Genomic DNA, 7,041 nt, shown 5'->3' on the forward strand with positions numbered 1-7,041 from the left:
AAAATCTGGACCAATCCGAAATCCATCGCTCAGCGCGCCAGCACCAGTTCGGCCTTTAGCCCGCCGAGGTCATCGCTGTCGGACAGGCGCAGCACGCCGCCGTGGCTGCGGGCGATGTCGGCGACGATCGCAAGGCCAAGGCCCACGCCGGACCCGCGATCCTGATTGCGTGCAGGATCGAGGCGGGTGAATGGCCGAGTGGCATCCTCGCGCTGGTCGGGCGGGATGCCGGGGCCGTCGTCTTCGACGACGTAACGGATCGCGCGGTCGGTCACATGCGTCGCGACATGGGCGCGGGTGCCGTAGCGCAGGGCGTTGCCGACAAGGTTGTCCAGCGCGCGGCGGATTGCGGCAGGACGCAGCGGAACGCTGACCTGCGGGCCGGTCGGCGCATCCTCTGTCACGGGCATGCCGATCCGGGTGAAATCCGCGACAAGGTCGCGCAGGATCGCTGCCGGATCGACCCGTTCCAGTGCATCGCTTGCGTCGGACCGGGCGAAATCAAGGAAACTGTCGAGCAGGCGCTGCATCTCGTCGACATCGCGAATCATCGGACCTGCTTCGTCGTCCTCCAGCAGCGACAGGCCAAGGCGCAGGCGGGTCAGGGGCGTGCGCAGGTCGTGGCTGACGCCCGACAGCATCATGGTGCGCTGGGCGATCTGCCGCTCCAACCGGTTGCGCATGTCGAGGAACGCCATGCCGGCCGCGCGCACCTCGGCGGCTCCGCCGGGGCTGTAGGGCGTCACGCGCCCCTTGCCGTAGTCGGCGGCGGCGCGGGCCATGCGGGTGATGGGGCGCAACTGGTTGCGCAGAAAGATGTAGGAGATCGCGGTCAAGACGGCCCCGAGGATGACCATGATGACCAGCAGTTGATGCGGGTTGGATGCCGACAACCGCGTGCGGGCGATGTCCACGGACATGGGCCCCTGCGCGGTATTGATCCAGACGGTGACGCGGCGGCGGTCGGCCATCGAGATTGCGGCGATCTGCGGCACGCCGTCCCGCAGGCGCGCGGCGACGGTGTCGCCGGTAAAGTCGGTCCAGGGGCGGTCGTCGCCGACGTCGGGAACACGTGTGGGCCAACGGACCGCGAGTTCCAGCGGATCGGCCACCGCATCCACGGCCCGGATCGCGGCGGCCCGACCGGGTGCAGCATCCGCAAGGTCGCGCAGGTAGCGCAGGTCGATCGTGACGGCGTCGGACATCTGGCGGGTGACACCTTCGAAATGGCGCTGGATGAAGACGACGGAGACCAGCAACTGAAGGCTCAGCACCGGCAGGATCAGGATGATCAGCGCACGGGTATAAAGGCCGCGCGGCATGTAGGGTTTGAGCCATTGGAAGAACATGTGCATGATCCTATCGGGCGGCACAGGGAAGGCAAAGCGATGGATGAGTTCGATCCAAAGGTCGGCGTGGCCGAGGTCATCGCACCCGGCCTGCGGCGCATACTGGCCTCGAATCCGTCGGCGATGACCTTTCGCGGCACGAACACCTATCTGCTGGGGCAGGGACGGGTCACGGTCATCGACCCCGGCCCGGACGATCCGGCGCATCTGGCGGCGCTGTTGCAGGCGTTGGCGGGTGAGGCGGTGAGCCACATCGTCGTCACACATTCCCATCTGGACCACAGCCCGCTGGCGCGCAGGCTGGCGGCGCAGACGGGCGCGCGGGTCTGGGGCTTTGGCCCACCTGACGCGGGCCGCAGCGCCGTGATGCAGGCGTTGGTCACGGGCGGCTACAACGGAGGCGGCGAGGGGGTGGATGCGGTTTTCAGCCCGGACGTGCGGGTTGCGGACGGGGACGTGATCGAGACGCCGGCGGGCGCGCTGAAGGTGCTGCATACACCGGGCCACATGGGCAACCACATCTGCCTGCGGTGGGGCTACGCGGTGTTTTCGGGCGACCTTGTCATGGGGTGGGCCACGTCGCTGGTATCGCCGCCCGATGGCGACATCACCGACTTCATGGCGTCCTGTCGCAAGCTGAGGGTCGAGGATGCAGGGGTGCTGTACCCCGGACACGGTGCCCCCGTGACCGATCCGGCAGCACGGATCGACTGGCTGATCGCGCATCGGATGGACCGGCGCGCGCAGGTGCTGGCAGCACTCGAAGGCGAACATGATGTGGCGGACCTGACCGCCGCCATCTATGCGGACGTGGCACCGGCGCTGTGGCCGATCGCGGCGCGCAACGTCTTTGCCCAGCTTGTGGAACTGGTCGAAGCTGGGCTGGTCGCCGCAGAGCCGTCACTGACCGCCGAAGCGACGTTCCGCAGGGTCTGAGCAACACGCCTGCGTGAGACGCCGCCATAGCGTGCGGACGGCGATGTTTTTTGCGGCCAGCCGTGGTAGACAGGGAATCAATGGAGCATGCGACAAACGCGCGCCCGCCGAGCAGGACATTATCATGAGCATCACCCACGACCGGCCCGAAGGGGACGTCCCCTGGTATCTGTTGAGATCCAGCATCCTGATGATCACCATGACGATACTGGCAATCGCCGGGATCGCGCTGGATCACGTGACGCAGGCCGATGCCCCCGCAACGGGGTATCGCACGTTCGAGAACCGGGCCGTCACGCAGGGCGGTCGCTAGGCCCGGGTCAGGTCGCGGGGCAGGCTGCCCCGGTGTCGATCCAGGCTTGGGTCAGGTCGCCAAAGATCTCTTGCGTGCCGGGTGCGGGCGTGCGGCCTTCGCCCGGTTCCCAGCCCCAACCCACAAGACCGTCAGTCGCGTTGTGTTCGTGCAGGTCCGCGAGGGTGCGGTTGCCGTTGCGCGCGGGGTCTTTCAGCTGTGCGCAGACCTCGGCCGCCGTCAGACCGATCCAGCCCATTTCGATGGGGGCAAGTTGCCAGGGCTCATGTCCGGGGATCGATCCTTCGCCTGTGGTGAAGGTCACGTTTTCCGCGCCGTGACAGGTTGAACACCGCATGCCCGTCGCACCGAAATCGCCCACGCCGCGCACGACGGGCGGTTGGTGCGGCTGCATGGCGTCGCCCTGCATCGGCACGTCGCCGACCGGGTGGCAATTCAGGCAGCGGGGGCTTTCGATGACGACGAACATCTCTTCGAACAGGGCGGTGGACCGCGCGGTCTGATCCGCGATGGAATCGAATTCACCAGGGGTGCGCAGGCCTTTGACGGTCTCGGCAGAGGCCGGGGCCGTCCAGATCAGGGCGGCCAGTGTCAGCTTGGTCAAGGTCTGCATGGGCTACGCTCCAGCCGTGGTCGTGAAGGGAAGGGTGGTGACGTTCGTGCCGGTCAGGGCGCGCCATGCGTTGGCGACCGCAGGCCCGATGGGTGGCGTGCCCGGCTCGCCGATGCCGGTCGGGTCGGCGTCGCTGGTGATGATCTCGACCTCGACCGATGGCATCTCGTTGATGCGGATCATGCGGTAGGTGTCGAAGTTCAGGTCCTGCACGACGCCGCCTTCGCCAAGGGTCAGCCCGTTGAACAGCACGGTGCCAAGGCCGAAGCCGATCCCGCCTTCGATCTGCGCGCGGATCACGTTGGGATTCACCGCAACGCCGCAATCGACGGCGCACCAGACCTTCGTGACCTTGGGAAAGCCGCCGACGTCCTGCACTTCGGCGATCTGTGCCACGTAGGTGTTGAAGGATTCGTGCAGGGCTATGCCGTAGCCCTTGTCGCCCTTGACCCTCGCGCCGTCCCAGCCAGCCATCTCGGCGACCTTTTCCAGCACCGCGCGGTCGCGGCCCATGTCGCCCTTCAGCAAATCGAGGCGGCCCTGCACCGGGTCCTTGCCCGCCGCCTCGAGCAGTTGATCGAGGAACACTTCGGTCGCGTAGCCGGTGTGGGAGTGGCCGACGGACCGCCACCAGAGCACCGGCACGGCGCTTTCGGCGCGGACCCAGTTCACCCGCAGGTTGGCAAGGTCGTAGGGCATGTTCACCGACCCTTCGTAGGAGGTGGGGTCCTTGCCGTCCGTCATCATCTGTTCCATCGGGCCACCGGCCATGATGGACTGATTCACGACGACGTCGTGCCAACCGATGATGTTGCCCTCGGCGTCGATGCCACCGCGCATCTTGTGGACGGTCATCGGGCGGTAATAGCCGCCGGCAAGGTCATCCTCGCGGGTCCAGATCAGTTTCCACGCGCCGTCGCGGCCTGCGGCCTTGGCAATCGCCCCGGTCTCGTTCCCGATCTGGGCGCTGGCCTGCGCGCGGCGTCCGAAAGAGCCGCCGGCGAGCATGACGTTCAGTTTCACGTTTTCGACGGGCAGTCCAAGGTTGCCCGCGACCGCCTGCCGGTCGAAACCGGGGAACTGGTAGCCGCCCCAGGTCTCGGCACTCCCGTCCTTGACCTGAATGACGGCATCCAGCGGTTCCATCGGCGCGTGGGCGAGGTAGGGGAACCGGAACTCCGTCTCGATCACCTGAGCGGCGTTCGCAAGCGTGGCGTCGATGTCGCCGGCCTCTTCTGCCAGCAGCTGATCGCCGGTCGTCGCCAAGCCGGCGAAGTCGTCCATCATCTGCGTGGATGTCCGGGTCTCGGCGGCCGACGTGTCCCATTCGACGGTCAGGGCGTTGCGTCCGGTCAGCGCGGCATAGGTCGAGGTCGCGTAGACAGCGATTCCCTGCGGGATCTGACGGACGGCGGTGACGCCGGGGACGTTCAACGCTGCGGTGTCGTCATAGCTCGCGACCGTGCCACCCAGCATCGGCGCGTGGCGGACGACCACATACTCCATGTCGGGCAGGTCCATGTCCATCGTGAAGATGGCCGTGCCGTTGGACTTGGCGAGTGAATCGAGCTTGGGTCGGTCCTTGCCGATCAGCACGAAATCCTGCGGGTCCTTGACCGGCGGGTCTTCGGGCGGGGTCAGCATCGCGGCCTTGGCGGCCAGGGGGCCGAAGGTCGAGGTCTTGTCGCCCGACGTCAGCACGCCATTGGCAATGGTGATGGTGGATGCATCGACGCCCCACTCCTCGGCGGCGGCCTGCACCAGCATCGCGCGGGCGGCGGCACCTGCCTTGCGCATCTGGATGTAGGAATTCGCCATCGCCGTCGAACCGCCGGTGCCCTGCAGGCCGAAAAGCGTGTTCTTGTACTTCTCTTCATCGGCGGGGGCGGATTCGGCGCGCATCTGGGACCAATCGGCGTCCATCTCCTCGGCCACCAGCGTCGAAAGGCCTGTCATTGGGCCCTGACCCATCTCGATATGCTTGATGATGACGGTGACGGTATCGTCCTCGGCCACGCGGATAAAGGCGTTGGGGGCAAGGGCGGCGTCCGTGCCATCGGCCTGAAAGGCAAGTGCGGCACCCGATTGCGCCCGCCCGCGCAACGGCAGCGACACGGCGATGACAAGGCCAAGCGAAGAGGCGAGGAAAGTGCGGCGGTTCTGGGTGATGGTCATGGCCTATCCCTCCAACGTCTTGGCTGCGTCCTTGATCGCCTGCCGGATACGCACGTAGGACGCGCAGCGGCAGATGTTCCCGGCCATCGCCTGGTCGATCTCTTCATCCGTGGGGTTCGGGATTTCGTACAGCAGGGCGGCGGCGCTGACGACCTGACCGGACTGGCACCAACCGCATTGCGGCACGTCGATGGCAGTCCATGCGGCCTGCACGGCCTGCGCCTCTGGCGTATCCAGACCCTCGATGGTGCGGATGTCGGCCCCTTCGAGGGTCGAGACCGGCGTCACGCAGGACCGGCGCGTCGTGCCGTCCAGCATCACGGTGCAGGCCCCGCATTGCGCCACGCCGCAGCCGAATTTCGTGCCGGTCAGTTTCAGCTCGTCCCGCAGCACCCACAGCAGGGGTGTATCGCCGGGCACGTCGACGGTGCGTGTCTCACCGTTCACTGTGAATGTGGTCATCGGTCCCTCGCACGGATTCTTAGGTCATTGAGTATAAAGTAGAGTAGAACTGTCATCGGTCACGCGTATTTCAGCAGGTCGCCTCAATTCAGCGTCACATCGGCGACGACGGCATAATGATCCGACGGCCAGCGCCCGTCAAACTTGCGACGCTGGACGTGTGATCCGCCCGTTGCGGTCATCGGGCCTGCGATGGCGATGTGATCAATCGCACCGAACAGGTTCAGCCCCTGGTTCAGGTGATAGGTCGATCCCGCGACGGGCAGAAAGGTAAACCCGGCATCCTTCAGGATCTGCGCCGTGCGCGATCCGCGCAGGGCGTTGATGTCACCGATCAGGGCGACCCGTTCGCCCGACGCGATCAGCGGTGCCATGCGGTCGGCCACCAACCGGGCAGAGGCGAGCCTGTTCGACCCACTCTTGTATTCGAAATGCACATTCACGACCGTCAGGATCGCGCCGTCGCGGTCGCGCAGCCGCACGGTGCTGGCGAACGCCGGGTAGGACCCGTCGAAGGTTCGCGAATAGATCACGTCCGGCGTGTCCGAGAAGAAGAACCAGCCTTGATCGAGCAGGGTGAATCGGTCCGTCCGGTAGAAGATCGGCTGCGTCGACGGAAATGTGCGCCAATCGCCGTTGGCCCCCGCGGCGTAACCGGGGTTCTGCGCCAGCAACCAGTCGCGTGCCAGGTTGACGCCGCCGTCGTCACCACGCCGAAAGCTCTCCATCTCCTGAAACCCGATGATGTCGGGGGCCGCAGCCTTGAAGGCCAGATCAAGCGCGCCCTTGCGATCTTCCCAGTCACCGACGGACCAGGGGCCGGTCGGCTTGTCGAGAATGATATAGTGCACGTTCTGCGTCGCGATGCGGACTACTTGCGGCGGGGACGGCGGCAGCGGGTCGGATTGCGGTCCGCAACCGAACAGGACCAGAAGGGCAAGGATAGCAATCGGGGCGCGCATGGCGGACTCCTTGGTTTTTTCCTAGGTAGCATGGCACCGGTCAGATCAACGCGGCCTTCTCCACAGGCAGTTCCAAATTTTTTGACTGCGGACGCAGTTTTCTCGAAGAATCGGGTTGCACCCTTCTGACACAAGCCGTAGAAGCCCCTCTACCGGAGACGCAGTAATGCAGACACGGTGCAGCGGACGGGACGACGGGCCACAAGGCCGGAAGCCCAGAAACCTGGAAAT

The 7,041-nt window shown here is 65.8% G+C and carries 7 protein-coding genes; 2 read left to right on the plus strand and 5 right to left on the minus strand.

The genetic code is table 11. The features are described 5' to 3' along the window. Nucleotides 1–29: 29 nt before the first annotated feature. On the minus strand, nucleotides 30–1,349 hold the full coding sequence (locus ACOI1H_RS22330) for an ATP-binding protein (protein WP_422440290.1): 1,320 nt from the start codon (nucleotides 1,347–1,349) through the stop codon (nucleotides 30–32). Between the two features lie 39 nt (nucleotides 1,350–1,388). Here ACOI1H_RS22330 and ACOI1H_RS22335 point away from each other — a divergent pair, with 39 nt between their 5' ends. After that, nucleotides 1,389–2,285 (plus strand): MBL fold metallo-hydrolase, encoded by an 897-nt coding sequence (locus ACOI1H_RS22335; RefSeq protein ID WP_422440292.1) that lies wholly within the window; start codon nucleotides 1,389–1,391, stop codon nucleotides 2,283–2,285. A gap of 124 nt (nucleotides 2,286–2,409) precedes the next feature. Next, nucleotides 2,410–2,598: a hypothetical protein gene (locus ACOI1H_RS22340; protein ID WP_422440294.1), complete on the plus strand. Its 189-nt coding sequence runs from the start codon at nucleotides 2,410–2,412 to the stop codon at nucleotides 2,596–2,598. A gap of 7 nt (nucleotides 2,599–2,605) precedes the next feature. Here ACOI1H_RS22340 and ACOI1H_RS22345 read toward each other — a convergent pair whose 3' ends face one another. The 4 genes from ACOI1H_RS22345 to ACOI1H_RS22360 all read right to left on the minus strand — a co-directional run bounded on the left by ACOI1H_RS22345 (nucleotide 2,606) and on the right by ACOI1H_RS22360 (nucleotide 6,810). Continuing rightward, nucleotides 2,606–3,211 (minus strand): Isoquinoline 1-oxidoreductase subunit, encoded by a 606-nt coding sequence (locus tag ACOI1H_RS22345; protein WP_422440296.1) that lies wholly within the window; start codon nucleotides 3,209–3,211, stop codon nucleotides 2,606–2,608. A 3-nt stretch (nucleotides 3,212–3,214) separates the two neighbouring features. Further along, nucleotides 3,215–5,386, minus strand: coding sequence for a molybdopterin cofactor-binding domain-containing protein (locus ACOI1H_RS22350; RefSeq protein ID WP_422440298.1), 2,172 nt, complete (start codon nucleotides 5,384–5,386; stop codon nucleotides 3,215–3,217). A 3-nt stretch (nucleotides 5,387–5,389) separates the two neighbouring features. Continuing rightward, a complete protein-coding gene (locus tag ACOI1H_RS22355; RefSeq protein WP_422440299.1) occupies nucleotides 5,390–5,848 on the minus strand; it encodes a (2Fe-2S)-binding protein in 459 nt (152 codons plus the stop codon). Nucleotides 5,849–5,931: 83 nt separating this feature from the next. Further along, nucleotides 5,932–6,810 (minus strand): endonuclease, encoded by an 879-nt coding sequence (locus ACOI1H_RS22360; protein WP_422440301.1) that lies wholly within the window; start codon nucleotides 6,808–6,810, stop codon nucleotides 5,932–5,934. Nucleotides 6,811–7,041 lie beyond the last annotated feature (231 nt).

This window comes from Loktanella sp. DJP18 (assembly GCF_049310965.1).
GTDB lineage: Bacteria > Pseudomonadota > Alphaproteobacteria > Rhodobacterales > Rhodobacteraceae > Loktanella.